Raw genomic sequence first — 26862 nt, forward strand, 5'->3', positions numbered from 1 at the left:
CCACTATTTGTATGTCATTGCCTATCTATATACCGCCCTTCAACGCCAGGCCACGGCGTGCGATACCCGCTGCAAAAACAGCGCAGGCCATTTGCCTTATAACGCATTGTTCTAAAACTCCCGCAACACGGATGGGGTCAGTCTCTGGGTACCCGCCGTATTGACGGGTGCGTTTTTATCCCTCCCCAACGGAAAAACCGGTAAGGAATTTATGTGCGGATTAGCTGGAGAGTTACGTTTCGATGCCCAACCTGCCGACCTGGCAGCCATTGAGCGCATCACCCATCACTTGGCCCCTCGCGGCCCCGACGCGTGGGGTTTCCATGCCCAAGGGCCGATTGCCCTGGGCCATCGGCGCCTGAAAATCATGGACCTGTCGGATGGCTCCGCCCAACCGATGGTCGATGCCCAGTTGGGCCTGTCCCTGGCCTTCAACGGCGCGATCTATAACTTCCCCGAATTGCGCAGCGAACTTGAAGCCCTGGGTTACGCGTTTTATTCCGGTGGCGATACCGAAGTGCTGCTCAAGGGCTACCACGCCTGGGGCGAAGCACTGCTGCCCAAGCTTAACGGCATGTTCGCCTTCGCGATCTGGGAGCGCGACAGCCAGCGCCTGTTCATCGCCCGTGACCGCCTGGGCGTGAAGCCCTTGTACCTGTCGCGCACCGGCCAGCGCCTGCGTTTTGCCTCGGCGTTGCCAGCGCTGCTCAAGGGCGGCGATATCAACCCGATCCTCGACCCGGTGGCACTCAACCACTACCTGAATTTCCATGCCGTGGTGCCCGCGCCGCGCACGTTGCTCGCGGGTATCGAAAAACTGCCGCCTGCCAGCTGGATGCGTATCGATGCCAACGGCACCACCGAGCAGAAAACCTGGTGGACCCTGCCCTACGGCCCCCATGAGGATGAAAAGAACCTGACCCTGGAAGACTGGACCGACCGCGTGCTCGACAGCACCCGCGAAGCCGTGGCGATCCGTCAACGCGCCGCAGTGGATGTGGGCGTGCTGCTCTCGGGCGGGGTGGATTCGAGCATGCTCGTGGGCCTGTTGCGGGAAGTGGGCGTGCAGGACTTGTCGACCTTCTCCATTGGTTTTGAAGATGCCGGCGGCGAACGTGGTGACGAATTCCAGTATTCGGACCTGATCGCCAAACACTACGGCACCCAGCATCACCAATTGCGCATCGCCGAAAGTGAGATCATCGAGCAACTGCCGGCTGCGTTCCGCGCCATGAGCGAACCGATGGTCAGCCATGACTGCATCGCCTTCTACCTGCTGTCCCGGGAAGTGGCCAAGCATTGCAAGGTAGTGCAAAGCGGCCAGGGAGCCGATGAACTGTTTGCCGGTTACCACTGGTACCCACAGGTGGACGGGGCCAACGACCCTTACGCCGCCTATCGCGATGCGTTTTTTGATCGCAGCTACGACGATTACGCCGCCACTGTCGCGCCGCAATGGCTGACCGCCAATGACGCCGCCGGCGACTTCGTGCGCGAACATTTCGCACAGCCGGGGGCCGATGCCGCTGTGGATAAGGCCCTGCGCCTGGACAGCACGGTGATGCTGGTGGACGACCCGGTCAAGCGCGTGGACAACATGACCATGGCCTGGGGCCTGGAAGCCCGTACACCGTTCCTCGACTACCGCCTGGTGGAGTTGTCGGCCCGGGTGCCGGGTAAATTCAAGCTGCCGGACGGCGGCAAGCAAGTGCTCAAGGAAGCGGCGCGCCGGGTCATCCCCAGTGAGGTCATCGACCGCAAGAAAGGCTACTTCCCGGTGCCCGGCCTCAAGCACTTGCAGGGTGACACCCTGAACTGGGTACGTGACCTGCTGCTGGACCCAAGCCAGGATCGCGGCCTGTTCAACCCGGCGATGCTCGACCGCCTGCTCACCGATCCACAAGGCCAACTGACGCCGCTGCGCGGCTCCAAGCTGTGGCAATTGGCAGCGCTGAACCTGTGGCTCAGCGAACAAGGACTCTGATTGATGAAACCTCACGCCACGGCCTACAGCCAACGCCTGCTGCGCGGCCAGGCGCCTTCCTACGAGCGCTTGCAAGCGCGCCTGGCCGAAGACGGCAGCGAACCCAGCGCGCAACCCATCGCCGTGCATTGCGGCTGGGGCCGGTTGTTGATTGGCCATACCTTCCCTGACCCGGCGAGCCTGGCCCTGGAGTTGCTCAATGAGCAGCCGGGGGAACGGGATATCGCCCTGTATGTAGCGGCGCCCCAGCAGATCCTCGGGATCGATCCACAGCAGTTGTTCCTTGATCCGTCCGACACCCTGCGCCTGTGGTTCACCGACTACCGCCCGGCGACCCGGGTGTTTCGTGGCTTCCGCATTCGTCGGGTACAGAGCGAAGCCGACTGGCAGGCCGTCAATCGCCTGTACCAGGGCCGCGGCATGTTGCCGGTGGATGCCAACCTGTTGACCCCGCGCCATCAAGGTGGCCCGGTGTACTGGCTGGCCGAGGACGAAGACAGCGGCGCGGTGATCGGCAGCGTCATGGGCCTCAATCATCAAAAGGCCTTCCACGATCCGGAAAGCGGCAGCAGCCTCTGGTGCCTGGCCGTAGACCCGCAATGCTCGCGGCCGGGGGTCGGTGAAGTGCTGGTGCGCCATCTGATCGAGCACTTTATGAGCCGTGGCCTGAGTTACCTGGACCTGTCGGTATTGCATGACAATCGTCAGGCGAAGAGCCTCTACGCCAAGCTCGGCTTTCGTGCCCTCACCACCTTCGCGATCAAGCGCAAGAATGGCATCAACCAACCGCTGTTCCTCGGCCCGGGGCCTCAGGCGGGGTTCAATCCCTATGCGCGGATCATTGTCGAAGAAGCCCACCGACGCGGGATCGACGTGCAGGTAGATGACGCCGATGCCGGGCTGTTTACCCTCAGCCATGGCGGGCGGCGGGTGCGCTGCCGCGAGTCGTTGAGCGACCTGACCAGTGCCATCAGCATGACCCTGTGCCAGGACAAGAGCCTGACCCACAAGACCCTGAGCGCCGCTGGTTTGAAATTGCCGTCGCAGCAACTGGCCGCCAGCGCCGACGATAACCTGGAGTTCCTCGACGAACACCAGCGCATCGTGGTCAAGCCGCTGGACGGGGAACAGGGCCAGGGCGTGGCCGTGGACTTGCAGACCATCGAAGAAGTGCAAAGCGCTATCGAGGCGGCGCGCCAGTTTGACTCGCGGGTATTGCTGGAGAGCTTCCACGAAGGCCTGGACCTGCGCATCCTGGTCATTGGTTTTGAAGTGGTGGCCGCCGCCATCCGCCGCCCGGCCCAGGTGATTGGTGACGGCAAGCACAGCGTCGGTGCGTTGATCGAAGTGCAAAGCCGCCGACGCCAGGCGGCCACCGATGGCGAAAGCCGCATCCCCATGGACGACGAAACCCTGCGCACCTTGAAAGCGGCGGGTTACGACTACGACAGCATTTTGCCTTCCGGCGAAGTGCTGGCCGTGCGGCGCACCGCCAACCTGCACACCGGTGGTTGCCTGGAAGATGTCACGGCGATCCTGCACCCGACCCTGGCAGACGCTGCCGTGCGTGCCGCGCGCGCCCTCGACATTCCCATGGTGGGCCTGGACCTGATGGTGCCGGCCGCCGACCAGCCGGAATATGTATTTATCGAAGCCAATGAACGCGCCGGCTTGGCCAATCATGAACCGCAACCGACTGCGGAGAAATTCGTGGATCTGTTGTTTCCCCATAGTCAGTCCACGGCTTGAGATAGGCGTTGACTGGTCGGCCCTCATCGCGGGCAAGCCCGCACACAGTGGTACGCGATCAACTGTAGGAGCGGGCTTGCCCGCGATGAGACCAGCCCAGGCACCAATACCCTCAGCCCCCTCATCGAAACCATCGATGCCCTCAACTCATCAGGAGTTTCCATGACCCGAACCATCCCCGAACCGGATCTCAACTACCTGCAGAAAGTGCTGCTGGAAATGCTCGCCATCCCCAGCCCCACCGGCTTTACCGACACCATCGTGCGTTACGTCGCCGAGCGTCTCGAAGAACTGGGCATCCCCTTTGAAATGACCCGTCGCGGAACCATCCGCGCCACCCTCAAGGGCCAGCAAAACAGCCCGGACCGCGCGGTTTCCGCGCACCTGGACACCATCGGCGCTGCCGTGCGGGCGATCAAGGACAATGGCCGCCTGACCCTGGCCCCCGTGGGCTGCTGGTCCAGCCGCTTTGCCGAAGGCAGCCGCGTGAGCCTGTTCACCGACAATGGCGTGATCCGCGGCAGCGTCCTGCCGCTGATGGCTTCCGGGCACGCGTTCAATACCGCCGTGGATGAAATGCCGATCAGTTGGGACCATATCGAACTGCGCCTGGACGCCTACTGCACCACCCGTGCCGATTGCGACTCCCTGGGGATCAGTGTCGGCGACTTCGTGGCGTTCGACCCGCTGCCGGAGTTCACCGAAAGCGGCCATATCAGCGCCCGTCACCTGGATGACAAAGCCGGGGTCGCCGCCTTGCTGGCGGCGCTCAAGGCGATCGTCGACAGCGGTGAACCGTTGCTGATCGACTGCCACCCGCTGTTCACCATCACCGAAGAAACCGGCAGCGGCGCGGCGGCGGCATTACCCTGGGATGTCAGCGAGTTCGTCGGCATCGACATTGCACCGGTCGCCCCCGGCCAGCACTCCAGCGAGCATGCCGTGAGCGTCGCGATGCAGGATTCCGGCGGGCCCTACGACTATCATTTGTCCCGTCACCTGCTGCGCCTGGCCGCCGACCATGAATTGCCAGTACGCCGCGATCTGTTTCGCTATTACTTCAGCGATGCCCACTCGGCCGTGACGGCCGGGCACGATATCCGCACCGCGCTGCTGGCCTTTGGCTGCGATGCGACCCACGGTTACGAGCGGACCCATATCGACAGCCTGGCGGCATTGAGTCGCCTGCTTGGCGCCTACATCCTCAGCCCGCCGGTATTTGCCAGCGATGCCCAGCCCGCCCAGGGTTCCCTGGACCGCTTCAGCCATCAACTGGAGCACGAGACGCAAATGGAGAGCGACACCCGCGTGCCGTCGGTGGATAGCCTGGTCGGGCAGAAATCCTGAAGCTGGCAACAATGATCCCGGCACAGTAGGATCGCCGGGATCAACCATTTGAGGCTTGTATGCTGATTCCCCACGATGCACTTGAAGTCGACACCCTGACCCGCCTCATTGAAGACTTCGTCACCCGCGACGGCACCGATAACGGCGACGACACGCCCCTGGAAACCCGCGTACTGCGCGTACGCCAGGCGTTGACCAAGGGCCAGGCGCTGATCGTTTTCGATCCGGAGAGTGAACAGTGCCAACTGATGCTCAAGCACGACGTGCCCAAGCATCTGTTCGACTAAGGGTTGGGCACGGGCACCGGATGGGGCGCCAGCGGTGGCCCCTGCAGGTTGCGGATCTTTTCGTAGACCTCCGCCCGATGCACATTGACCCCTGCCGGCGCTTCCACGCCGAGTTTCACCTGGAAGTTGTTGACCTCCAGGATCCGCAGGGTGATGTGATCGCCGATGGAAATGATTTCGCCTACGGTGCGGCTAAGTACCAGCATGGCGTTTGTCCTTTGAAAGTTACCGGACATCGACCATGCGCCCTCCCCCATGCCCCATCAATGCCTTGCCAGCTAAACAGGCCTCCCCTACAAGCCTTGGTTAACTTTACTGACAGACAAATATAAAAAACGCCGCAAAAGAGCAAAAAACCAAACACACCGTTTACTCTGTGGCTAGGGGGCAAGCCCCCTAGCCACAACAAGCGCCTGAACCACACTTGCCCCTGCGCCCGTTAACTTTTGACCGACTGGGCCTTGGCGCGCATTTTTTCCGACATGCTGGTCATCTCGTCATACAGCAACTGCGGGTTTTTCTGCTTCAAGGCCCAGGCCATCCGCCCTTGTTCATGGGGCAGGATCATGAACTCACCGGCCGCCACGCGCTGGTAGATGTAATCGGCGATGTCCGCCGCCGTGATCGGCGAGCTTTCCAGCAGCTTGCCGACCTGGGCCTTCATCGCCGGGGTGGGGCCGCGGAACGAGTCCAGCAGGTTGGTCTGGAAGAACGACGGGCAAACCACGTGTACCCCGACTTCCTGCTGCTTGAGTTCCACCAACAGGCTTTCCGAAAGCGCCACCACACCAGCCTTGGCCACGTTGTAGTTGCTCATGGCCGGGCCTTGCATCAGCGCCGCCATCGAGGCGATGTTGATGATCCGGCCCTTGCTTTTTTCCAGCAGCGGCAGGAAGGCCTTGCAGCCCTTGACCACGCCCATCAGGTTGATTGCGATCTGCCAGTCCCAATCCTCCAGGGACAATTCACTGAAGAACCCACCGGAGGCGACCCCGGCGTTGTTGACGATCACATCGATACCGCCCAGCTTGACTTCGCAGGCCTGGGCAAAGGCAGTGAGCTGGCTGTAGTCACGCACGTCGCAGCGCTGGATAAAGCCATCGCCACCGGCCTGGCGCACCAGCGCGAGGGTTTCCTGCAAACCCGGCTCACTGACATCCGACAAGGCCAGTTGCCAACCTTCGCGGGCCCAGCGCAGAGCGATTTCGCGACCCAGGCCGGATCCGGCGCCAGTGATCATCATGCGATTTTGCATAGGAAGTAGCCTTGTGGTTCAGGGAAGAAGTACGCGCCAGTGTAGCGAAGGTTATTCACCGCCCCATGCACCATCAAGTTGCTGAATGCCGCGGGCAAACCAAGGGCCCGGTCGGATGCCAGGGCCTGGGGTTAGTTCAATCTTTTTAAACTAAGTGCGAAGCCGCACTACAATTAAAAAGGAAATAAGCCAACGGCCAAATCGCTTTAAAAAAACAGGGAATTTTCTGCAAAGTGCAGGAGTCGGATTGGTTAAGGCAGCCGTTTTAGATGTGCGGCTCTGACAATTAACAATCAGGTCTTTTCAGAAGACGAATAAGGAAAACAACCTATGAGCCTCATTCTTATCATTGTTCTGATCCTCCTGCTGGTCGGCGGCCTGCCGGTGTTCCCGCACTCGCGCAACTGGGGTTATGGGCCATCGGGTATTCTCGGCACGGTGCTGGTGGTGCTATTGATTCTGTTGTTGCTGGGCAAGATATAACGACGTTGATTGCATAACTGTAGGAGCGAGCTTGCTCGCGAAGAACTCAGCCGCACTGCGGTTATCCAGAACAAACGTGTTGCCTGGGCATTTTTCGCGAGCAAGCTCCTCCTACAAAAAAAAGATGCAAAAAAAGAGGCCTTGAAGAAGGCCTCTTTTTTATTGCCTGGCGATTAGTCCGGCTTACCGTCTACCACGCCTGCGGTGTTATCCAGCAGGCTCTTGGTAGCGGTCTGCAGGAACGACTCAAGTTTCTGCTTGAGTTGTGCCTCATCCGCCGACTCAGGGATTACCTTGCCGGTAGGGTTGGCGCCCAGTTCGTATTGCCACAGTTTCGGTGGCATCTCCTTGGGCAATACCAACACACGGTCAGCCGTGAGCAAGGCCACGGTCTGGTCGCTACCCGATGGCTTGATCACGCCAAAGCCCTTGTCGCCTTCCGGCAGGTTGAGCAGGTCACGGCCCCAGCACTGGTGACGGGTTTCGCCGCCCAGGCGGCCCATGATGGTCGGCACGATGTCGATCTGCGTACCCACGGTGTGGTCGCGCACGCCGAACTTGTCCTGCATGCCCGGGGCAATCAGCAGCAGTGGCACGTTGAAGCGGCCCAGGTCCATTTCGGTGATCTGTTGCTCGTTACCAAAACCATGGTCGCCGACGATCACAAACAGGGTGTCCTTGAAGTACGGCTCTTTGCGGGCCTTCTCGAAGAACTGGCCCAAGGCCCAGTCGGAGTAGCGCATGGCCGTCAAATGTTCGTTGAGGCGGCCACGGTCAGTCACCGGCTCGACCGGCAACGGCGTCGGCAAGGCGTACGGCGTATGGTTGGACAGGGTTTGCAGCAGTGCGTAGAACGGCTTGCCGCCCTCGCGCGCCTTCAACTCTTGCAGGCCACGGTCGAACATGTCCTGGTCGGACACGCCCCAGGTCGGATCGGAGAACACCGGGTCGACGAAGTCATTGCGGCCAATGAAGTTGGTCATGCCCTGGTTGCTGAAGAAGCCCGACTGGTTATCCCAGGCGAAGTCGCCGTTGTAGACATACACATCGTCGAAATCACGGGCACTGAGCAATTGCGGCAAGCCCGACAACTTGTGGCTGCCTTCCGGGGTCTGCATCAGGTATTCGAAGCCTGGCAGGTTCGGGAAGCACGCCATGGTGGCGAACATGCCCTGGTGGGTGTGGGTGCCGTTGGAGAAGAAACGGTCGAACAGCAGGCCTTCCTTGGTCAACTCATCGAAGTACGGCGTGATCTTGCCGTTGCTGCCCAACGCGCCCACCGAGTGACCGGCGAAGCTTTCCATCAGGATCACCACGACGTTCTTGATCGGCAGGGTCTTCTCGGCCGGTGGCGTGAAGTCACGGCGCACGGCGGCGGTGTCGGTATCCACCAGTTTTTCGTCAGGCAACACCAGCATGTCACGCACGGTCTGGGTGGCCAGCGGTTGCTCCAGGGTGGCTTTCCAGACGTTCTCGCGATGCTCGGAGAAACGCGCCTTGGCCGCACCGATCAGCGACAGCGTACCGTTGAGGCCCAGGTGGTTGGCGAAGTTGGAGTCGGTGGTGTAAACGTCACCCCAACGCAGCGGCGGGCCCTGGCGCAGGGTGCCACGCGCGGCGACCACGGCAATCAGCAAGCACACCACGAACACGGCGATGCGGCTGTACCACGGGGCAACCTGGCGGGTGCCGACGGTGCCACCGCTGAACGGGCCACGGGGCCGCGTTGCACGATCAGCGCCTTTGAAGGCGATGCTCAGGATAAACGTACCCACGGCCCAGCCCAGCAGGTAGCGCACCACCGGGAAGCCGTACCAGAGCATGCTCATCACGGTTTTCGGATCTTCCTTGACGTACTGGAAGACCAGGCCGTTGAGGCGCTGGTGGAACTCGCGGTAGAAGTCCATCTCCATCAGGCCAAGGAACAGCGCGATGCTGGAAACCACGGTCAGCCACAACCGGAAGAACCCGCGGGCGGCCATGGCGCGCACGCTGAACAGCGCCAGGATCAGCGGGATGCTCAGGTACACCACCAGGCGCAAGTCCAGGCGCAGGCCGTTGACGAACGCTTCAAGGAAGGTCGAGGCCGGGGTGTCGAGCATCATGTCGCTGTTGTAGACCAACAGCCCGAGGCGCAGCAGGGAGAGCATCACCATCATGACCAGCGCGCAAAGCAGCGTGTAGGCCAGGTGGGATTTGACGGTGGGTTGCAGCAGGCGATTAGAAGCTCGCTGCTGATTCAGGGCGTCCGGGTTTGCCATGTTGTTTGAGGACCCATTGGAAGTTTAAGTGGCGAAATAATGCAGCGGCGTCCTGCCCCGGCCATTAAAGGCAAAGGGTCCAGGGTATTACGCGGTGGGCAGATGGTGCCCGATCAACGTCGGCAACGCTATTGATTACTCATCGCGCAGGGCTCCTGGCGGCACAGAGGGACCGTGGCAGGAAAATAAAGCGGGGGAATTGTCTTGGATGAAGTGTGAAAATTTTGTGCAGCGAATATCCAGACACACAAATCTAGATGCGGGGTACAAAAATGTGGGGGTGGGTTTGCTCGCGATAGCGGCGTGTCAGCCAATTAATCGGGTAATGATGGGGCATTAGGATCTACACAAGTTGCTCTTTTGGGGGTGTGTACATATCCGTTGCTGCGGTCACGGCCACTTAGGGTTCCGCCCTGACGGCGGGTCACTTTCGAAGAGCGCGAAAGTAACCAAAGCGCTCTTGCCCCACCACTCGGCACCTCGCCTAGGCTCGGTGTGCCCGTAATCCGACATTGATTTGGGGGGCCGCCGCGATGGGCCCTCCATGGCCCAGCGCGGCTAAACCGGCGTCCTGCCGGTTTACCCCCCAAATCAATATCGGATGACGGCCAGCGTGGTTTAACGGGGCGCCTAAGATCAAAATCACAAGCAGAGCGAGGCGGCCTGACAGCCGGCCTGATCGTCGAAGCGTGCGCGTCCCCCTTGTGGGAGCGGGCTTGCTCGCGAATGCGGTGGGTCAGTGATGGATATATTGACTGATACACCGCATTCGCGAGCAAGCCCGCTCCCACAGGGGAATGCAGCTTCGCGCTCTGGCGTTGCTGTTGATCTGGCTTTTGATCTTAGGCGCCCCGTTAAACCACGATGGCCGCAGGCAGGTATTGCGCAGTGGGCACCCCGGCATGGATGCCGGGGTAGCCGCGACACGGCCATGGATGGCCGATCGCGGCGGGCCCACGGAGCAATGCCTGACTGCGGGTATGCCGAGCCTAGGCGAGGCACCGAGTGGTGGGGCAAGAGCGCTTTGGTTACTTTCGCGCTCTTCGAAAGTGACCCGCTGTAAAAGCGGAACCATTAGCCGCCGTGACCACAGCAACGGATATGTACACCGCCTCCAAGAACCATCAAAGAGTTGTGTAGATACTCACAGCTATCGCCGGCAAGGCCGCACATTACTTGCTTGTGCTCACTGAGGATCAGATCCGCACATTGCCCCGTGGTCCGGCGATGGCCCAGATAATCAGGCCCAATACCGGCAACAGCAGGATCAACAGGATCCACAACACTTTGGCGCCGGTGCTGGCGCCGCTTTTGAACACGTTGATGATCGCCCAGATATCCAAAGCCAGGATGATCAAGCCGATCAGGCTGTTAAATGTGGAACCCATGGTGTCGCTCCTAAATGAGGGCTTGCCTGCTTAGGATAGCCAGCCCTGGCGAGGGTTCCGTTTTATTTCATACGTGCAGGGCAATGCGCAGGGCTTCCAGGGACGGCTCACCCTTGATCCCGACTGCAGCACACAACTCCAGCACCCGTGGCACATCGTTGCCGTACACCAACACCGCCTGGATCTCGTCATCGAGCAACTGGCTGAAGTTCATCAGGGTGTAGCCGCCGTTTTCCGGGTTCATGGCAGCGAGTTGGATCTGGATGCGATTGAGCGCCGTGAGCGCCTCGGTCTTGGCCAATTGCTTGGGCTTGAGGTTGAACGCCACGTCGGGACCAAACGAGGCGACGATCTGGGCGAATAGGTCCTGGTAGGTATCGGCCTGGAAAAGCACCGTTTCCGGCAGGCTACCGACCACAATCCACTCACCCAGGGGGATGGGGAAGCTGTCGTCGTAGTTGATATCGGGGTTGGCCGCCAGGAACCCCTCGGCATCCGCGTAGGCTTGGGCAGCCTCGTCGGCGATCTGCGCGATCTCGGCCTCGCCCAGGCAACCGGAACTGATTTTAGTGATGAGTTCGACGAGCGCGGTGTTCATGGGCGGATCCTGTGGCGAGGCTGATTTTGAGGGCGCAAAGCCTACACCAGTTTTTGCAACTGCGCCGTCGTATCCACTGCCCCCATGGTCTGGGCCGCCACCAGCGCAGTCACGCCCTGGGCATCGGTGGCCTTCGGGTTGGCCCCGACGCTGAGGAGGTAATCGACTATCTCGGTGCGGTTGAACATCGCGGCCATCATCAGCGCCGTGCGGCCATCGGCAGATGCGCCTTCAACCGGGGCGCCACCTTCGATCAACGCCTTGACCACCGCGAGGTTGCCCTTGAACGCAGCACCGGCGATGGGCAACTGGTTTTTGTCATTGGCCATCTGCGGATCGGCCTTGAACTCCAGCAGCACCTTCACGGCATCGGCATGCCCGTGATAGGCGGACAACATCAACAAGGTATCGCCATTGTGATTGCGCAGATTGACCGGCAAGCCCTTGGCCAGCAGCGCGGCCAGCATGGCGGCATCACCCCGGCGGGCCACGTCGAAGACCTGCTCGGCAAATTCGGCGGCTTCATCTTCGGTCATTTGTTTGGCTTGATCTGACATCTGCGGCTCCCTGTGGGGTGTGGCGTAAGGCCGTCAGTTTCCCGAGCAGCGCCACGCCTGTCACCCCTTTTTTGCCGAAAGCCGCAATAGCCAGGCTCTATCACCCACCGTCAGTAGCGATATTTTCCGCCCTGAATATCCACCAGCACCTGCTCGGTCACAGGCACATAGGCATCCGTGCCTGGCAGCCAGGCATAGAGCGGATCATCACCGACCCTGGCCGGGTCGAACGCCTCTTCCTTGAGGCGCACCTTCTGGTACTTGAAGGTGCCTGTGGTTTCCATCTTGACCTTGATCCGCAGGAACAGCGGCACCGCATAGGCCGGCATCTGGCTCAGGGCGAACTGCAACAGCGCCCGCATATCCAGGGTTGCCAGGGACTCGGACGGGGTAATCGCGGCCATCCCGGCGCGGCCGTTGGTATTGGCGATTTCCACACCGTAGGCCACCGCCTCGGTGATCTGCGGGTACTGCATAAAGATGTTTTCCACCTCGGTGGTGGAAACGTTCTCGCCCTTCCAGCGATAGGTGTCGCCCAGGCGGTCGACGAACTGCGCATGGCCAAAGCCGATGCTGCGCAGCAGATCGCCGGTGTTGAAATAGCGATCGCCCTTTTCGAAGACATCGCTCAAGACCACCTTGCGGTTCTTTTCCGGGTCGGTGTAGCCATCGAACGGCGCCTTGTCGTCGATCCTGGCCAGCAGCAGGCCCTGCCCGCCCTTCTGCACTTCACGCATGAAGCCATTGCTGCCACGGATCGGTTCGCAGGTGTCATGGGCGTAGTCCACCAGCGCCCAGTGCATCAGGGAAAAGCCGATGGTGTTGTCGAAATTCAGCACGTTGGTGAAACCGATATTGCCGTCGCTGGCCGCATACAGCTCGCAGATATGCTCGACGCCAAAGCGCTCCTTGAACGGCCCCCACACCCCGGGGCGCAAGCCGTTGCCGATCATCTTCACCACGCGGTTGTCGCAGTCGCGCGGGCTTGGCGGCTGGTCGATCAGGTAGCGGCACAACTCACCGACATATCCCAGGGTGGTTGCATTGAATTTGCGCACATCGTCCCAGAACTGGCTGGCGCTGAACTTGCGGCGGATGGCAAACCCCGACGCGCCGGCAATCGCCGAACCCCAGCACACGCAAAGCCCGGTGGCGTGGTACAGCGGCAGGGTGCAATACACGACGTCCTCCGGCCCCATGTCCAGGGCGATGGTGCCGAAGCTCGCCGAGGATTTCATCCAGCGGCCATGCTTGAAGATGCCAGCCTTGGGCAAACCGGTGGTGCCGGAGGTGTAGATATAGAAGCATGGGTCGTTGAAGTAGATCTGCTGGGTGCTTGCGGGGTTATCCGGCGAGCAGTCCGCGCTGGCTGCCATCAGGTCGACATAGCCCGCGGGCACCGGCGCCGCCGGTTGTTCGGCAACGTACCAGGTGCGCTGAGGATCAATCGCCACCTGCCCGCGCACGGCGTCGTAGGCTTCGACCAGCTCCGCGCCGACCACAATCGCCACCGGGTCTACCAGGGTCAGGCTGTGAACCAGCACCGCCTGGGTTTGCGCGGTGTTGAGCATGGCGCAGATGCCGCCGACCTTGGCCACCGCCAGCACGGTCAGCAGCAGTTCGGGACGGTTTTCAATAAACAGCGCGACCACATCCCCCTTGCCAATGCCCTGGGCTTGCAGGTGATGGGCGATGCGGTTGGCATGCTGGTTGGCCTGGCGGTAACTGAGCACCTGGTCGCCGTACAGCAGCGCCGCGCCCTCGGGGTTGCGCTGGGTGGCCTGTTCGAAGGTCCAGCCCAACCCGCAGGGTTGATCGGGGTCAGTGATGTTGGCGACGCGGATACCCCGTACCAGGCGTGACAGGGCACGGACAATGGTCGGCACCTTGCGCAACATCATGCCGAGGGTAATCATCTCGCTGTTCGGATTGCTCATGTACAGAAGTCCTTTTTCTTATTATTCGTAGGGTCTGCAGGCCGTCATGGGACGTAGGACCGTTCCTGAATGCCTTACAGGAAAATACGTCAGCCATTCCTTGGCTGTACACGCAGGATTTGCAATGTTTTGTATCCCACAGCGCGGTGCCGCCCAGCACCGTTCGTCACCGGCCAATAGCGCAAAATGCAGGATGCACGATGGCCATTCATGCATATTGCACGAAACCGAAAAATTCAATTTTTTATAAGATATTGATTTGTAAGGATTTTTTATAAAAAGCAATACTGGCACAATCACTGCACCTATCACTCCATGCCGCACAACACGAGCCAATGGAGCCGATAGACATGAGCCTGATCCAAGACAAATTCGCTTCTGTATTCTCCAACTACGACGTCACCACCCAAGCGCGTCCTGACGGTGGCATCCTGCTGACCCTGCGCAACACCGAGGGCAAGCAGATCAAACGCTCGATCTCGTACCAGCAGCTGCACACTGCCGACCAACTGACGTGGGTCATCAGCGCCATCCGTCGTGACCTGGCAGAACAGGCCAGCGAGCTGCCGCAGATTTCGATGCTGCAAAGCCAGCACCGCTTTGCCCTGCCGACCTACCACTCGGCCTGAGTACCGGTTTGTTTTCCAGGGCCGTGAAGCCGTCAGGCTTCACGGCCTTTTTTTATCTGCACAAACCGCGCTTGATCGCCTCGCTCACCGCCTGGACCCGGTTGTTGACGCGCAGCTTGCAGTAGATATTGCGCAGGTGAAATTTTACCGTGGCTTGTGAGACGCAACGGATCCGACTGATTTCCCATACGGTCTTGCCCTCCGTGGCCCAATGCAATATTTCCAGTTCCTTGGCAGTCAGCGGCTTGTTCGGCAACGCCAGTTGTGCGCCATCTGCCCTGTGGTCGGAGGCCTGTTCACAGGCCTCGTTTGCCGCAGGCGCCACGGATGGGATCGACTCATCTGGGCTGCTCATGCATACCTCTCCGTCTCTTATTGAATTGCACTGCCAATATTCGGACTCCTCCTATTGACAGATAAATACACAGCGACGGGAGAGTTACATAAAGCCTGGGATTAACACATCGACCCACAGACAAATAGCTATAACTTACAAACTATAGAGCCCATTCCCACAAACTTATCCAACTTCGGAGTATTGAATAAGTTTGTGAAAAGCGAACTTGGATCAATCATCCAATCCGGGGAACGCTTGGGCGATATCACTGCCGGTTACTTGCGCCACGGCCCCGGCGGCCGTCTGGAACAGGCTGATGGCAACCACACGCGGTTCTTCCCCCAAGTCAAACCAGCGCGGTATGCCGGCCGGGATGCGCAGCAGGTCGTGTTTTTCGCAGAGTACCGTGAAGATGTAATCGCCGATGTGCAGGCCGAGCAGCCCTCGCCCGGCGGCGAACAGGCGGATTTCATCGGCATCGTGGCGATATTCATCGCGCAAACCCGCAGCAACGGCGTCCTTTTGCGGATGCTCGCGGCTCACACTCAATACCTCTACGTGCGCGTAGCCCTGGGCGGTCATCCAGCTGTCGATGGGCCCCTGGTACGCCGCCGTCACCTCGGCCGCGCTGGCACCGGCCTCGACGCGGGTGTTGGCCTGCCAGCGCTCGAAGCCCACGCCGTGCTCGGCCAGGGTCGAGGCAATGTCGTCAGCGTGGGTCAGGACCTTGTTCGGGGTGTCCGGGGTGGCAACGTGATAAACGAAGAGAATGCTCATAAAAGGGGTCCTCGGGCGGTAAGAGTCTGCAGATGATGGGCCGGGCTCACGGCCGTTCCTCGGGCAAGCGCAGCAGCATGAGCAACGCGGCGGCCAGGGCCGCGAGGCTGGCGATACTGAAGGTCAGGGTCGGCCCTAGTTGGTTCCAGCTATAACCGGAATACAAGGCGCCCAGCGCGCCGCCGGTGCCGGCCAGCGCCGCATACAGGGCCTGGCCCTGGCCTTGCTGGCGTGCACCGAAGCTGCGCTGCACAAACTGGATGGCCGCCGCATGAAAGCTGCCAAAGGTCGCGGCATGCAGCAATTGGGCAAATAGCAGCACCCACAGGAACTCGGCGAACGAACCCAGCAACAACCAGCGCAACGCCGCCAGCAGGAAACTCGCCGCCAGCACCCGGCGCACCGAGAAGCGCGTGAGAATCCGGCTCATGGCCATGAACATCAACACTTCTGCCACCACGCCCAAGGCCCACAACAAACCGATCACACCCCGGCTGTAACCGAGGCTTTCCAGGTGCAGGGTAAGAAAGGTGTAGTACGGGCCGTGGCTCATTTGCATCAAGGCCACGCAGGCATAGAACGCCAGCACACCAGGGCTGCGCAATTGTCGCAGGAAGCCGTCGCCGGCCCCGCGCTCCCCGGTGGACGTCGGCTGGGCATTGGGCACCCACCAACTGGCACCGATGATGCCGGCCATGATCAACACGATTGCCACCGGGTAGATGTCCAGGCTCAGGGCTTCAAACAGTCGCCCCAGGGCAACGACGGCGAGGATAAAACCCACCGAGCCCCAGAGGCGGACCTGGCTGTAGCGTGAGGTCTGGCCGCGTAGATGCGCCAGGGTGATGACCTCGAACTGCGGCAGCACCGCATGCCAAAAGAACGCATGCAGGGCCATCACCAGCGCCAGCCAGGCGTAGCTCTGGCTGACGAAGATCAGCGAAAAACTCAGCAACGTGCACACCGCGCCAAACCGCACGATGGCCAGGCGCCGACCGGTGTAGTCCCCCAGCCAGCCCCAGATATTGGGTGCCACGCAGCGCATCAGCATCGGGATCGCTACCAGCTCGCCAATGCGCGCGCTGGAGAACCCCAGATGATGGAAATACAGCGCCAGGAATGGCGCCGTCGCCCCCAGCAGGGCGAAATAGAACAGATAGAAGCTGGAGAGTCGCCAGTACGGGAGTGCTGTCACGGTCAGACCGTCACAGCTGGCCCAGCACCGGGGTACTTACACGCACATCGGCATTCTGCCCACGGTGGCGCAGCAGGTGGTCCATCAGCACAATGGCCATCATTGCCTCGGCAATCGGCGTGGCGCGGATGCCCACGCAAGGGTCATGGCGACCCTTGGTGATCACGTCCACCGGGTTGCCATGCATATTGATGGAACGCCCCGGCGTGGTAATGCTCGATGTCGGCTTGAGTGCCAGGTGCGCCACGATCGGCTGGCCGGAGGAGATGCCCCCAAGAATGCCGCCAGCGTTGTTGCTGACAAAGCCTTGCGGGGTCAGTTCATCGCGATGCTCGGTGCCACGCTGGGCAACGCAGGCGAAGCCGGCGCCGATTTCCACACCCTTGACCGCGTTGATGCTCATCAGCGCATGGGCCAGTTCAGCGTCCAGGCGGTCGAAGATCGGCTCGCCCAGGCCCGGCATCACCCCTTCGGCGACCACGGTGATCTTGGCGCCTACCGAATCCTGATCACGGCGCAACTGGTCCATATAGGCTTCCAGTTCCGGCACCTTGTCCGGGTCGGGGCTGAAGAAGGCGTTGTCTTGCACGCTGTCCCAGGTCTTGAACGGGATTTCGATCGGGCCCAACTGGCTCATGTAGCCACGAACCACAATGCCCTGAGTCGCCAGGTACTTCTTGGCGATGGCCCCGGCAGCTACGCGCATCGCGGTTTCCCGCGCCGAACTGCGGCCACCGCCACGGTAGTCGCGCTCGCCGTATTTGTGGTGATAGGTGTAGTCGGCGTGGGCCGGGCGGAACAGATCCTTGATCGCCGAATAGTCCTTGGACTTCTGGTCGGTGTTGCGGATCAACAGGCCGATGGCGCACCCGGTGGTGCGGCCTTCGAACACGCCGGAGAGGATTTCGACTTCGTCGGGCTCCTGGCGCTGGGTGGTGTGGCGGCTGGTGCCGGGCTTGCGGCGGTCGAGGTCGCGCTGCAGGTCGTCCAGGGACAGCTCAAGGCCGGGCGGGCAGCCGTCGACAATGGCGACCAACGCCGGACCATGGCTTTCGCCTGCGGTGGTGACAGTGAACAGCTTGCCGTAGGTATTGCCGGACATGCAGAGCGCTCCGTGAAATCAGTTGAATCAACTCAACCGTGATAACTAAGCGCGCCAGTATACGCAGGCTCACCCAGTAGTTCATCCTCGAAACCTTCCCGGTAGACGTTGGTCCAACCGGCACCTTCCTCATGATGGCGCGATGATGCTGCGAGTTTTACTGTTTACCCTCACCCTGATCTGTACCGCCGCCCACGCCGCCGCCCCTGTGGTGCTGCAACGCCCCATCAGCCTGGACACCGGCAGCGGCGAGTTGTTTGGCTCGTTGCTGCTGCCGCAATCCGCCAAGCCCGTGCCCGTGGTGCTGATCATTGCGGGCTCCGGCCCCACCGATCGCAACGGCAACAGCGCCGAAGGGGCACGCAACGACAGCCTCAAACGCCTGGCCTGGGTCCTGGCCCGCCATAACATTGCCAGCGTACGCTACGACAAGCGCGGCGTGGCCGCCAGCCTCAAGGCCACGCCCGATGAGCGCAATCTGACGCTGGATGCCTATGTGGCCGACGCAATGGCCTGGGGCAAATCCCTCAAGGCCGATCCGCGTTTCGGGCCCCTGATAGTGCTGGGCCACAGTGAAGGCGCCTTGGTCGCAGCCCTGGCCGCCCCTGAGCTCGACCCCGCCGGGGTGGTTTCCCTGTCCGGCAGTGCCCGCCCGGTGGACCAGGTGATCCGCCAGCAACTGGCCGATCACCTGCCACCGGCCCTGCTCCTGCGCAGTAACCAGATCCTCGACCGACTCAAGGCCGGCCAGGTCGATGCCGATGTGCCCGACCCACTGCAGGGTATTTTCCGCCCCAGCGTGCAGCCTTATCTGATCAGTCTGTTTCGCGCAGATCCTGCGGCGGCATTCGCTCGCCTGAACATGCCGGCCCTGATTGTCCAGGGCACCACCGACCTGCAAGTGGGGGTGGCCGATGCCGAAAAGCTCAAGCAGGCCAAACCCGACGCCGAGCTGGCGGTGATTCCCGGCATGAACCACGTCATGCGCATCGTACCCAACGATGTGAAACAACAGTTGAGCTCCTACAACAACCCACAATTGCCCCTCGCCGACGCGTTGGGCAGGCGCCTGGTGAGCTTTATCGACGGACTTCGCCCCCGATAACCCACTATTTACCCTCCAGTCCTGGAGAAAACGGCCGATAAGCACAGGGTCGACAGCAAAAAGACTGTCGACTCGCTGGGCTTGGACAGGATCGCGCCGAATGACGAACACCGAAGCAGTACCGGAATCTCCCGCCGAGAGCACCGCCGAAACCGAAGCGGCGGCTGCGGCGGCTCTGCCGTGGGCGGAGGTTGAGGCCGAACACTTCAAGATGCTGCGCCTGGCGCCCTTGGCCACTGACCGCGCGACCGGCGCCCGGCCATTGCGCTTTGTGCAGTTTGGCTACGCCGAACGCAACAACAAGGACCACAGCCTGCTGCGTATGGTCATCCAATTGCCCGCCCAACGGGTGCGGCGCGAACAGAATCACCTGGATGTGTGGGTCGACCACGCCACCCACCGCGTGCATTTTGGCCCGGGCAACAGCCTGGAAATCGAGCCGGCCAACCGTGGCCTCGGTCGATTCCTGGTGGCCCAGGGCGCCGCGTGGGCGAAGAAGAAGTGGTCGCACTATCGCGTCGACGGTGTGGACCTGGCAAACAAAGACGCGCTGAACGAAGCCACCCGCCTGCGCCGCGATCACTTTTTGCGGATCCAGGGTTTTGATGTGGCCTATGCCGATGTGCAGCACCTCAAAGGGCACGTGCAGCCGGGCAAGGTCAGCGAAGTGCTGGACAGCTGGAACACCGAGAAGGTGCAGTTCGTGGAAATCCTGGAGGCGGCGCAGATGCTGCAACAGGCCGAGCAGAACCTGGCGGAACAGGAAGTGAAACTGCGCCACGAAGAAGAAAAGGTCATCAAGTTCAAGCGCGAAGACAGCGGCTTGCGCTTCACCATCACCTGCCTGGTGGCGTTTACCGTGTTCCAGGCGGGGCTGTTGATCTGGATTGCAACGCACCGCTGACAACACGCTTTAACTGATCAAACCAAATCAAATGTGGGAGCTGGCTTGCCTGCGATGGCATCTACATAACGTTCAGACACCGAAGAACTCCCCCGTGGCGAGCGGGCTTGCCCCGCGCTGGGCTGCGAAGCAGCCCCAATAAGCCGAATGTGCCGCATCAGATACACCGTGGAGACCGGTTTTGGGGCTGCTTTGCAGCCCAGCGCGGGGCAAGCCCGCTCGCCACGGGGAGGCAACTCGTCAGTTTCTGAAGGCCATCGCAGGCAAGCCAGTTCCTACATGGTCCGGGCTAGACCCTGGCGGCAAACACCGCCTGATGCGCCCGGCACTGCTCCGCCGTGAGCATGAACACGCCATGGCCACCGTTCTGGAATTCCAGCCAGGCAAAATCCACTTCCGGGTACAGCGCTTCAACGTGCACCTGGCTGTTGCCCACCTCGACAATCAACAAGCCCTTCTCGGTCAGATGATCGGCCGCTTCGGCCAACATCCGGCGCACCAGGTTCAAGCCGTCGTCACCGCAGGCCAGGCCCAGTTCGGGTTCGTGCTGGTATTCATCGGGCATGTCGGCAAAGTCTTCGGCATCGACATACGGCGGGTTGGACACAATCAGGTCAAAGCGCTGGCCTGGCAAACCGTCGAAACCATCACCCTGCACGGTGTACACGCGCTCGTCGGCACCATGGCGCTCGATGTTCTGGTTAGCTACTTCCAGCGCTTCGAAGGACAAGTCCCCCAGCACCACCTCGGCCTCTTGGAACTCGTAGGCGCAGGCAATGCCGATGCAACCGGAGCCGGTGCACAGGTCGAGGATGCGCGCCGGCGGCTGGGCCAGCCAGGGCTCGAAGCGGTTTTCGATCAGCTCGCCAATCGGTGAGCGCGGGATCAACACGCGCTCGTCGACGATAAACGACATGCCGCAGAACCAGGCTTCTTTCAACAGGTAGGCGGTGGGCACGCGCTCGTGGATACGGCGATGCAGCAGGCGCTGTACGTGGGAAATCTCTTCTTCTTCGAGGTTGCAATCCAGGTAGCTGTCGGCAATTTCCCAAGGCAGGTGCAGTGCACCCAACACCAATTGCCGGGCTTCATCCCAGGCATTGTCGGTACCATGGCCAAAAAACAGGTCTTCCCCATGGAAACGGCTGACAGCCCAACGGATATGGTCGCGCAAGGTGCGCAGGCGGGAAGTGATCACGGGGCAAGCTCCAGGAAAAAACGACTGGCAATTCTAACAGCCTTAAGCTGTACGGACGATGTATGAAAAACCTTTGCAAAACGTCAGATCCAACCTGATTCAAGGTTTTTCTGTTACACAGCAGCCCCTCTTGACAGGGCTGTAGGCCAACAACGGCGCACCTTACGTTAGTAGCGATTCACAGAACCGCTCAGCCAGAGGACAATGTCGCAAAAGCCCCACTCACAGGAGCCCCAGAATGTCCGTACCAAAGACGATGTTTCAACTCAGCGGTCGCGGTTACGCACCGGCCAATTTGAGCCACGCGACCCTTGTGATCATCGATGCCCAGAAAGAATACTTGAGCGGCCCGCTCGCCCTGTCGGGCATGGACGCCGCAGTAGAAAACATCAAGCAACTGAGCGCTGCCGCACGCAAGGCCGGGCGGCCCATCGTGCATGTGCGTCACCTGGGCACCGTTGGTGGCCTGTTCGACCCTCAGGGCGAGCGCGGCGAGTTTATTCCCGGCCTGGAGCCACAAGACGACGAAACCATCATCGGCAAGCTGCTGCCCAGCGCTTTCCATGGCACGCTCCTGGAAAAAACCCTGCAGGAGCTCGGCTCCCTGGACTTGATCGTCTGCGGTTTCATGAGCCACTCCAGTGTCAGCACCACCGTGCGTGCGGCAAAGAACCTGGGCTTTCGCTGCACCCTGGTCGAAGACGCCTGCGCGACCCGCGACCTGCCTTACAAAGGCGGCATCCTCAGCGCCGAGCATGTACAGCAGACAGAAATGGCCATCATGGCCGACAACTTCGCCACCCTGGCCCTGACCCAAGATCTGATCTGATCTGGTCGCCCTGTCGATGAGCGGCGCGGCCACCGCAAAGGCCCCGCTCATCCGCTAAAGCCTGTCATTTACCGCAATTGCCTCCCAGCCCGGAACAAGTTGTTTAACTTCCGGTCGAAGGGCCGATACCCTGGAGGAAAGGTCGGAATGAAGATATCCGATGGTTTTGACGCTCGTCGCTTGCGCCCCAAGGGCCCGAGCAATTGGCGTCTGCGCCTGGGCGTGGCATTTGCCGCGCTGCTGGCGTTGTGTGGCTTGCTGCTTTCGTTGGCCGGTGCTGCCGGTCTGTTCGGTCATTCGCCCGCGCTGGGCGAACTCAATGCCAGCCCGGGTGGCGCGGCTGTGCTGTTGGTCAGCGGGCTGTTGATCCTGTGGCTGGGCGTCTGGCTGTGGCGCCGTTGCCGGCGCCGTATGCGCCAGCCACTGTCGCTGAACATCGCCTCGCACCTGATGAAAAAGCACGATTGAGGGAACACTGATAGCGTTTTGTCCCGCATCAACCGCCTCGATTTGGGTAAACTGCCCGCCCCGCGCGGAGGCTGACATGCAAGACGACGATTTTTCCCTATTCAAGAACGAGCTGCGCGGCGTCAAGCCGATCAAGCACGATCGCGCCGATACCGGCAAACCCAAGACCGACCGCGCGCAGATCGCCAAGCTGCGCCAGTCGGCCACGGTGCGCACGGATGCCACCACGGTGGACGGCCTATCGGACCAGTTCGTGATTGACGTCGGCCCCGAGGACGAGTTGATGTGGTCCCGCGACGGGGTCCAGGAAAGCCAGGTGCGCAAGCTCAAGGCCGGGCAGATCCCCTTCGAAGGCAGCCTCGACCTGCATGGCATGACGGTGGAAAAGGCCCGGGAAACCCTCTGGGCGTTCCTTGCCGAAGCCACCAAGTTCGAAATCCGCTGCGTACGCGTGACCCACGGCAAGGCCGTGCGCCTGGACGGCAAGCGCCCGATGATCAAGAGTCACGTCAATACCTGGCTGCGCCAACATGCCCAAGTGCTCGGGTTCACCTCCTGCCAACCGCGCCATGGTGGCGCCGGTGCGGTGTATGTGATGCTCAAGCGCACGATGCTTGAAGGGCGTGACGAGTGAATGACCTGGGAAAGGTTAATCTGTGGCGAGGGGGCTCGTCCCCCGTTGGGCTGCGAAGCAGCCCCACTCTATAAGGCCCACTGCGCTTTATCAGATACACCGAGGCGCCAGGTTTTGGCGCCGCTTCGCAGCCCACCGGGGGACGACCCCCCTCGCCACGAATGCAAACCCCGCATTCCAGGGAATTACACCTCTCGGCATACCTACGCTACTATGTGCGCCAATCACTGGCGACGCTGCACGACCGCTCGCTGGCGTACCGCTTCACATTGGTACAGGCATACACCGTACCGTTCTGAAACCCATACGGAAACAGTCCTGTGACATTGGAACAAAACTACACCGCAATCCTCGGCCAAATCGGCGAGGACGTTTCCCGCGAGGGCCTGCTCGACACGCCAAAACGTGCCGCCAAGGCCATGCAGTACCTTTGCCGCGGCTATGAGCAAACACTGGAAGAGGTCACCAACGGTGCCCTGTTCAGCTCCGACAACAGCGAAATGGTGCTGGTCAAGGACATCGAGTTGTACTCGCTGTGCGAGCACCACCTGCTGCCGTTCATCGGTAAGGCCCATGTCGCCTATATCCCCAGCGGCAAGGTCCTGGGCCTGTCGAAGGTCGCGCGGATCGTCGATATGTATGCCCGCCGCCTGCAGATCCAGGAAAACCTCAGCCGCCAGATCGCCGAAGCGGTCCAGCAGGTGACCGGTGCCCTGGGTGTTGCCGTGGTGATCGAGGCCAAGCACATGTGCATGATGATGCGCGGTGTGGAGAAGCAGAATTCTTCGATGATCACCTCGGTGATGCTGGGTGAGTTCCGCGAAAACGCGGCAACCCGCAGCGAGTTTCTCAGCCTGATCAAGTAACAGGCTGCGTAAGAAAAAACCGGCATTCATCGCCGGTTTTTTTTCGCCTGTGGAAATCAGGTAAGCTGCGGCCCCTTCTGTCATGGGCAAGAGGTTTCAGCCATGTTCGTCAAAGCACTTCGAGTGGGCCTCGGCCACGTCATCATCGCGGGCGACTTCCTTACCCGCCCACGCAAAAAACAGCGCCCTGCCGAGCAACAGGCACAGGTCAATGAAGCGGCCAAGGGCCTGACCCTGTACCAATTCCACGCCTGCCCGTTCTGCGTGAAGACCCGCCGCACCCTGCACCGCCTGAATGTACCGGTGGCGCTCAAGGACGCGAAGAACAACGAGCAGGACCGCCAGACCCTGCTTACCCAAGGCGGCAAGATCAAGGTGCCGTGCCTGCGTATCGAAGAAAACGGCCAGACCACCTGGATGTATGACTCCAAAGTGATCATCGACTACCTGGACAAGCGCTTCGCCGCGATCTGACAGAAAACGCGGTCAAAATGTGGGAGCGGGCTTGCTCGCGAAGGCGGTGTGTCAGTCAATTACTCATCAACTGACCCTCCGCCATCGCGGGCAAGCCCGCTCCTACAGTAATGCCGTGCCTATCAGTCGAGCATCGGCACGTGCCGGGGATGGCTGGCCACGCGTGCAAGCCAGGCTTGCACGGCCGGATAGGGGCTCAGGTCAAAACCACCCTCATGGGCCACATGGGTGTAGGCATACAGCGCAATATCGGCAATCGAGTATTGATCGCCCACCAGGTAGGGCGTGGCCTGCAGCTGTTTCTCCATAACCCTCAAGGCCTTGTAGCCGCCTTTATGGGTAGTCTTGTACTCCTCCAGCCGATCGTCCGGCAGCCCGAGGTAAAACTGGATAAACCGCGCCACCGCGATGTACGGCTCATGGCTGTATTGTTCGAAAAACTGCCACTGCAGCACCTGGGTGCGCAGGCGCGGTTCGGTGGGCAGGAACTCGCTGCCGTCTGCGAGGAAGTTGAGGATCGCGTTGGACTCCCACAGGCAGGTGCCGTCTTCGAGCTCCAGTACCGGGATCTTGCCGTTGGGGTTCTTCGCCAGGAACTCGGCGGTCTGGGTGTCGCCGTTCAAGATGTCGACATTGACCCACTCATACGCGATGCCAAGCAGGTTGAGCATCAACTTGACCTTGTAGCAGTTGCCCGAACGGTAATCGCCATAAACCTTGTACATGAAGCTCCCCTTATGCCGCTTGCGCGCGCTGTGCTTGACGGATCACCGCCGCGAGACGCTTGAGACCTTCGTCCAGGCGTGCCGGGTCGATGTGGCTGAAATTGAGCCGCAGGTGCCCGTGGTGCTGGTCCGGCTCGGAAAAGAACGGTTCACCGGGCATGAACGCCACGTCCTGGTCGAGCGCTGGTGCCAACAAGGTGCGGGTATCCAGGGGCTGTTTCAAGGTCAGCCAGAAGAATAATCCACCCTGGGGCACTTGCCAGTCGGCCAGTTCCTCGAAGTGGCGCGTCAATGCCGCCTGGAACCCATCACGACGCTCACGGTAAAAACTGCGCAGTTGCACCAGGTGTTGCTGGTAGCGCTCGGTGCCGATCCACTGCATGGCCTGCCATTGGCCGACGCGGTTGGTGTGCAGGTCCGCCGACTGCTTGAGCTTGAGCAGGTGGGGGAACAGGTCGGGGCTGGCGATCAGGTAGCCGACCCGCAGGCCCGGGAGCAGGGTTTTCGAGACGGTGCCGGTGTAGATCCAACTGGCCTTGCGCAAGCGGCTGACAATCGGCCGGGCGCTGCCGCCATCAAAGGTCAGCTCGCGGTACGGCTCGTCTTCGATCAGGGTCACGCCGAATTCATCGAGCAGCGCCGCCACGGCATCGCGCTTGGCTTCGCTATAGCGCACCGCCGACGGGTTCTGGAAGGTAGGGATCAGGTAGATGAACGCCGGGCGATGGCGTTCCAGATTGCTGCGCAGCGCCGTCAGGTCCGGGCCGTCGGCTTCCAGCTCCACGGTCAGGCAATCGGCGCCGAACAGTTGAAAGATCTGCAGGGCGGCCAGGTAGGTCGGGCCTTCCAGCAGGATCTGCGTACCTTGGTCGATGTACAACTTGGCCGCCAGGTCCAGGGTTTGCTGCGAGCCGCTGACCACCAGGACCTGGCTGGCCTCGCAAGCCACCCCCAGCGACCGCGCCTCGGCGGCCAGCAACTCGCGCAATTGCGGCTCGCCCTCGCTCATGCCGTATTGGCCCATGGCCGGCGGCATGCCTTGCCAATCCAGCGCAGGCAACATGGCTTCGGCGGGCAGGCCACCGGCAAATGACATCACCTGCGGACGCTGGGCCGCCGCGAGGATCTCACGGATCAAGGAGCTTTTAAGGCGCGAAACACGTTCAGAGAAAGCCATAGGGTCACCGGTAGCAAAGCCTGGGGAAAATACGTCAAACTGGTTGACCGAAATTACGACGCCCAAGGTAGATACGTCAATATGCTTGACCTTAAAAACCAGACTTCGCAGCAAGCCGCCATGGAAGCGTTCTTCTTCGGCTACCAGGCCTTTACCGCCAAGGCCGACGCAATGCTGGAGCGTCGGGGCTTGAGCCGGGTGCATCAGCGCATCGTGTTTTTTATCGCCCGCTACCCCGCCTTGAGCGTCAAGCAACTGCTGGAGCTGTTGGGGGTGAGCAAGCAGGCGCTGAACATGCCGCTGCGCCAATTGCAGGAAATGCAGCTGGTCGACAGCGTTGCCTCGGACGCTGACAAACGTAAGCGCCTGTTGCACTTGACCGAAGAAGGCCAGCGCTTCGAACAGTCCTTGCGCCGCGAACAAGTCAAGCTGCTGCAGCACGCCTTCGCCGAGGCCGGTGAAGAGGCGGTGATGGGTTGGCTGGCAGTGAACAAGGCCCTGACCCTGCCTTGAAATTGGCCTTTCATCTTTTTTGCACACATAATCGCAAACATTATTTGCTTTCTTTGTATACAAAAGCATAATTCGCTTCGTGC

Annotated in this window: 28 protein-coding genes; 14 read left to right on the forward strand and 14 right to left on the reverse strand. The window is 60.9% G+C overall.

The window, feature by feature from the left end:
• Nucleotides 1–211: 211 nt before the first annotated feature.
• From JFT44_RS08355 to JFT44_RS08370, 4 genes are all read left to right on the forward strand, one after another.
• Nucleotides 212–1984 carry an N-acetylglutaminylglutamine amidotransferase gene (locus JFT44_RS08355; protein ID WP_169876848.1) on the forward strand — a complete coding sequence of 591 codons (1773 nt, stop codon included), beginning with the start codon at nucleotides 212–214 and terminating at the stop codon, nucleotides 1982–1984.
• Between the two features lie 3 nt (nucleotides 1985–1987).
• Nucleotides 1988–3733: an N-acetylglutaminylglutamine synthetase gene (gene ngg, locus JFT44_RS08360; RefSeq protein WP_092235081.1), complete on the forward strand. Its 1746-nt coding sequence runs from the start codon at nucleotides 1988–1990 to the stop codon at nucleotides 3731–3733.
• Nucleotides 3734–3895: 162 nt separating this feature from the next.
• Nucleotides 3896–5080, forward strand: coding sequence for an osmoprotectant NAGGN system M42 family peptidase (locus tag JFT44_RS08365; RefSeq protein ID WP_029298753.1), 1185 nt, complete (start codon nucleotides 3896–3898; stop codon nucleotides 5078–5080).
• 59 nt (nucleotides 5081–5139) lie between these two features.
• A complete protein-coding gene (locus JFT44_RS08370; protein ID WP_003172962.1) occupies nucleotides 5140–5367 on the forward strand; it encodes a YheU family protein in 228 nt (75 codons plus the stop codon).
• On the opposite strand, the gene csrA is transcribed toward JFT44_RS08370, so the two are convergent.
• Nucleotides 5364–5573: a carbon storage regulator CsrA gene (gene csrA, locus JFT44_RS08375; RefSeq protein WP_198830546.1), complete on the reverse strand. Its 210-nt coding sequence runs from the start codon at nucleotides 5571–5573 to the stop codon at nucleotides 5364–5366. The two genes, JFT44_RS08370 and csrA, sit on opposite strands and share 4 nt — an antisense overlap.
• Nucleotides 5574–5806: 233 nt before the next feature.
• Complete coding sequence (locus tag JFT44_RS08380; RefSeq protein ID WP_029298758.1) at nucleotides 5807–6622, reverse strand: SDR family oxidoreductase; 816 nt, start codon at nucleotides 6620–6622, stop codon at nucleotides 5807–5809.
• 330 nt (nucleotides 6623–6952) lie between these two features.
• Here JFT44_RS08380 and JFT44_RS08385 point away from each other — a divergent pair, with 330 nt between their 5' ends.
• Nucleotides 6953–7105 carry a DUF3309 family protein gene (locus JFT44_RS08385; protein ID WP_032863216.1) on the forward strand — a complete coding sequence of 51 codons (153 nt, stop codon included), beginning with the start codon at nucleotides 6953–6955 and terminating at the stop codon, nucleotides 7103–7105.
• Between the two features lie 173 nt (nucleotides 7106–7278).
• Here JFT44_RS08385 and JFT44_RS08390 read toward each other — a convergent pair whose 3' ends face one another.
• The 5 genes from JFT44_RS08390 to JFT44_RS08410 form a co-directional block, all read right to left on the reverse strand.
• Nucleotides 7279–9366, reverse strand: coding sequence for an LTA synthase family protein (locus tag JFT44_RS08390; RefSeq protein ID WP_029298760.1), 2088 nt, complete (start codon nucleotides 9364–9366; stop codon nucleotides 7279–7281).
• A 1196-nt stretch (nucleotides 9367–10562) separates the two neighbouring features.
• On the reverse strand, nucleotides 10563–10754 hold the full coding sequence (locus JFT44_RS08395) for a PLDc N-terminal domain-containing protein (RefSeq protein WP_003192770.1): 192 nt from the start codon (nucleotides 10752–10754) through the stop codon (nucleotides 10563–10565).
• A 67-nt stretch (nucleotides 10755–10821) separates the two neighbouring features.
• Complete coding sequence (locus JFT44_RS08400; protein WP_198830547.1) at nucleotides 10822–11352, reverse strand: hypothetical protein; 531 nt, start codon at nucleotides 11350–11352, stop codon at nucleotides 10822–10824.
• 41 nt (nucleotides 11353–11393) lie between these two features.
• A complete protein-coding gene (locus JFT44_RS08405; protein ID WP_029300341.1) occupies nucleotides 11394–11909 on the reverse strand; it encodes an ankyrin repeat domain-containing protein in 516 nt (171 codons plus the stop codon).
• Nucleotides 11910–12019: 110 nt separating this feature from the next.
• Complete coding sequence (locus JFT44_RS08410; protein WP_198830548.1) at nucleotides 12020–13846, reverse strand: long-chain-acyl-CoA synthetase; 1827 nt, start codon at nucleotides 13844–13846, stop codon at nucleotides 12020–12022.
• A gap of 350 nt (nucleotides 13847–14196) precedes the next feature.
• Here JFT44_RS08410 and JFT44_RS08415 point away from each other — a divergent pair, with 350 nt between their 5' ends.
• Nucleotides 14197–14475 (forward strand): DUF3509 domain-containing protein, encoded by a 279-nt coding sequence (locus tag JFT44_RS08415; protein ID WP_029300345.1) that lies wholly within the window; start codon nucleotides 14197–14199, stop codon nucleotides 14473–14475.
• Between the two features lie 52 nt (nucleotides 14476–14527).
• On the opposite strand, the gene JFT44_RS08420 is transcribed toward JFT44_RS08415, so the two are convergent.
• The 4 genes from JFT44_RS08420 to aroC all read right to left on the reverse strand — a co-directional run bounded on the left by JFT44_RS08420 (nucleotide 14528) and on the right by aroC (nucleotide 17886).
• Entirely contained in the window at nucleotides 14528–14830 is a 303-nt protein-coding gene (locus JFT44_RS08420) for a response regulator transcription factor (RefSeq protein WP_032867617.1), read from the reverse strand.
• 213 nt (nucleotides 14831–15043) lie between these two features.
• Complete coding sequence (locus tag JFT44_RS08425; RefSeq protein ID WP_029300349.1) at nucleotides 15044–15589, reverse strand: acireductone dioxygenase; 546 nt, start codon at nucleotides 15587–15589, stop codon at nucleotides 15044–15046.
• Between the two features lie 46 nt (nucleotides 15590–15635).
• Entirely contained in the window at nucleotides 15636–16784 is a 1149-nt protein-coding gene (locus JFT44_RS08430) for an MFS transporter (RefSeq protein ID WP_070995349.1), read from the reverse strand.
• A 10-nt stretch (nucleotides 16785–16794) separates the two neighbouring features.
• Entirely contained in the window at nucleotides 16795–17886 is a 1092-nt protein-coding gene (gene aroC / locus JFT44_RS08435) for a chorismate synthase (RefSeq protein ID WP_169871882.1), read from the reverse strand.
• Nucleotides 17887–18028: 142 nt separating this feature from the next.
• On the opposite strand from aroC, the gene JFT44_RS08440 reads away from it, so the two are divergent.
• Both JFT44_RS08440 and JFT44_RS08445 read left to right on the forward strand, forming a co-directional pair.
• Entirely contained in the window at nucleotides 18029–18991 is a 963-nt protein-coding gene (locus tag JFT44_RS08440) for an alpha/beta hydrolase (protein ID WP_198830549.1), read from the forward strand.
• Nucleotides 18992–19091: 100 nt separating this feature from the next.
• Nucleotides 19092–19895 carry a hypothetical protein gene (locus JFT44_RS08445; RefSeq protein WP_029300357.1) on the forward strand — a complete coding sequence of 268 codons (804 nt, stop codon included), beginning with the start codon at nucleotides 19092–19094 and terminating at the stop codon, nucleotides 19893–19895.
• Nucleotides 19896–20184: 289 nt separating this feature from the next.
• Here the strand turns inward: JFT44_RS08445 and prmB are convergent, their stop codons facing one another.
• A complete protein-coding gene (gene prmB / locus JFT44_RS08450) occupies nucleotides 20185–21093 on the reverse strand; it encodes a 50S ribosomal protein L3 N(5)-glutamine methyltransferase (protein WP_029300359.1) in 909 nt (302 codons plus the stop codon).
• 238 nt (nucleotides 21094–21331) lie between these two features.
• On the opposite strand from prmB, the gene JFT44_RS08455 reads away from it, so the two are divergent.
• The 5 genes from JFT44_RS08455 to JFT44_RS08475 all read left to right on the forward strand — a co-directional run bounded on the left by JFT44_RS08455 (nucleotide 21332) and on the right by JFT44_RS08475 (nucleotide 24364).
• On the forward strand, nucleotides 21332–21922 hold the full coding sequence (locus tag JFT44_RS08455) for a cysteine hydrolase family protein (RefSeq protein ID WP_029300361.1): 591 nt from the start codon (nucleotides 21332–21334) through the stop codon (nucleotides 21920–21922).
• A gap of 147 nt (nucleotides 21923–22069) precedes the next feature.
• The gene (locus tag JFT44_RS08460) at nucleotides 22070–22390 is read left to right on the forward strand and encodes a hypothetical protein (RefSeq protein WP_029300363.1); all 321 of its coding nucleotides are present in this window, start codon (nucleotides 22070–22072) and stop codon (nucleotides 22388–22390) included.
• Between the two features lie 76 nt (nucleotides 22391–22466).
• Complete coding sequence (locus tag JFT44_RS08465) at nucleotides 22467–23024, forward strand: Smr/MutS family protein (protein ID WP_029300365.1); 558 nt, start codon at nucleotides 22467–22469, stop codon at nucleotides 23022–23024.
• Nucleotides 23025–23344: 320 nt separating this feature from the next.
• Complete coding sequence (gene folE / locus JFT44_RS08470) at nucleotides 23345–23890, forward strand: GTP cyclohydrolase I FolE (protein ID WP_029300367.1); 546 nt, start codon at nucleotides 23345–23347, stop codon at nucleotides 23888–23890.
• 102 nt (nucleotides 23891–23992) lie between these two features.
• Nucleotides 23993–24364 (forward strand): glutathione S-transferase N-terminal domain-containing protein, encoded by a 372-nt coding sequence (locus tag JFT44_RS08475; RefSeq protein ID WP_029300369.1) that lies wholly within the window; start codon nucleotides 23993–23995, stop codon nucleotides 24362–24364.
• Between the two features lie 122 nt (nucleotides 24365–24486).
• On the opposite strand, the gene JFT44_RS08480 is transcribed toward JFT44_RS08475, so the two are convergent.
• Together JFT44_RS08480 and JFT44_RS08485 are read right to left on the reverse strand one after the other, a co-directional pair.
• Nucleotides 24487–25089 (reverse strand): glutathione S-transferase family protein, encoded by a 603-nt coding sequence (locus JFT44_RS08480; RefSeq protein WP_070995352.1) that lies wholly within the window; start codon nucleotides 25087–25089, stop codon nucleotides 24487–24489.
• Nucleotides 25090–25099: 10 nt separating this feature from the next.
• Nucleotides 25100–26266, reverse strand: coding sequence for a PLP-dependent aminotransferase family protein (locus JFT44_RS08485; protein WP_198830550.1), 1167 nt, complete (start codon nucleotides 26264–26266; stop codon nucleotides 25100–25102).
• 81 nt (nucleotides 26267–26347) lie between these two features.
• On the opposite strand from JFT44_RS08485, the gene JFT44_RS08490 reads away from it, so the two are divergent.
• Nucleotides 26348–26779: a MarR family winged helix-turn-helix transcriptional regulator gene (locus JFT44_RS08490; protein ID WP_029300375.1), complete on the forward strand. Its 432-nt coding sequence runs from the start codon at nucleotides 26348–26350 to the stop codon at nucleotides 26777–26779.
• Nucleotides 26780–26862 lie beyond the last annotated feature (83 nt).

Origin of the sequence: Pseudomonas sp. MF5691 (genome assembly GCF_016405645.1) — a bacterium.
GTDB lineage: Bacteria > Pseudomonadota > Gammaproteobacteria > Pseudomonadales > Pseudomonadaceae > Aquipseudomonas > Aquipseudomonas shahriarae.